This window comes from Gammaproteobacteria bacterium (assembly GCA_003696665.1).
Taxonomy (GTDB): domain Bacteria; phylum Pseudomonadota; class Gammaproteobacteria; order Enterobacterales.
Genome location: RFGJ01000238.1, coordinates 1 through 1,564 on the forward strand (window position 1 = coordinate 1; position 1,564 = coordinate 1,564).

The window sequence follows — 1,564 nt, forward strand, 5'->3', positions numbered from 1 at the left end:
TCGGTCCATGAACAATTTTCGATTGGGTAATTCGGTGACGGCGTCGTAAAAGGCAAGTTGCCGAATGGCTTCTTCGGCTTCGATGCGGTGGGTGATGTCCCGCGAAATTAACGCCACTTCGTCAACGTTATTTTGACCTTTGATCGGCGCAATTTGCGCTTCAAAGTGGCGCAGCCCGGCAGGTACTTCAAGACTGTATTCGACGCATGCCGTCAAACTGGTGGTGATGGCCTGCTCAATGCTTTGCAGAAGCCGTTCGCAAATCGGCTTGGGCAGGACATCCCGAATATTTTTACCGGTCAGCTCATCGGGCGGGCGGACAAAGAGATCAACGCGTCCTCCGAACGCCAAGACATAGTCTCCGGTGCGGGTGAGAATAAAACCTAGGTCAGGCATGGCTTCGGCAAATGCGGCAAACCGGGCGTTGATGGATTGCGCACTGTCGCGGAGGAATTCGAGGGCTGAGATGTCCCGCACCATCATGAGCAAGGCAGAGGCATCTGGGGCTGGTTCATATGGACACAGACGGAACTCATAATGACGAGTCGTTTCACCGGTCTGTAATTTGGTCGTAAAAGCACGGCTAGTGCCTGCCTTCAAGGCAGCCTCTGCTTCATTTAGCAGGAGGGCGCTTAAATCCGGAGCGAAGGCCTCGACTAAATGGGTGCCAAGTTGTGGCGTTGGAAGTCCATTCGGTATCGTTCCGTAACAGCCGGTGATGTGGCCATCTGTGTTAAATGTCACGAGTCCGTCCGGAAGCGCGTGAATGATGGCTTTAAGGCGCGCTTGCAGTTCAGACAGCGCGTTGACCGATTGTTGGAGCTGTTGTTGGGTAGCGACCAGTTCTGCGGTGCGCTGACGGATTTTGCGGCGCAGGGTGAGCAACCAGAGCACACTGAGTAAGAATACCGCGGCCAGGATGGTGACGACGGGTTTAACCCAGACCGGGAGCCATGGCCGAAGGTGCGCGCGCAACCACTTTTCGCGCGCGCTGTAATAGATAGAATCTGGATCGTCTTTCCATCGTGCCATGTATTTGTCGATGGTGTTCAGAAGATCACTGTGCTTGCCTTTGGCCGCGGCGAAGGTCAGCATGACGGGGGCATAGAATGGCGCGGCGTATTTCAACCCGAAGGTGTCTAGTTCGAAACGTGAATAGAGGTTGTTGATGGCAGCCACTTCAATCTCACCTTTCGAGAGGGCACGAAGCATCTCAGTGTAGTTGTCGTAGTACACCCAGATGGGCGCCACGCCGAGTTCCTTTGTTTTTTTCTTAAGCTCAAGGCCGTTGATATCGTCGCGTATCAGGCCCACGCGGATGTTGTCAAGTTCAGATAGAGAATTGAGCTCCGAATGTTCTCGGACAGCGAGCCGACCGTAGCCAATTTCGACCGGGATGGTTGTGAAGTCAAAATAAGGTCGGCGTTCTTCGGCATGGGCGATGCTCGTGAGTATATCAATCTCGCCTTTGAGGGTTTTTCGGTACACCTCCGGCCATGTCCCCGCCACAAATTGCAGTCGCCAACCTTCGTGTTTGGCAATTTCATTGAGGAGGTCAATATAA

Annotated in this window: 1 protein-coding gene; it reads right to left on the reverse strand. The window is 53.6% G+C overall.

What is annotated here, in order from left to right:
- Positions 1–1,564, reverse strand: a 1,564-nt coding sequence (locus tag D6694_06795; GenBank protein ID RMH43660.1) for a PAS domain S-box protein, incomplete at both ends; no start/stop codon positions are given.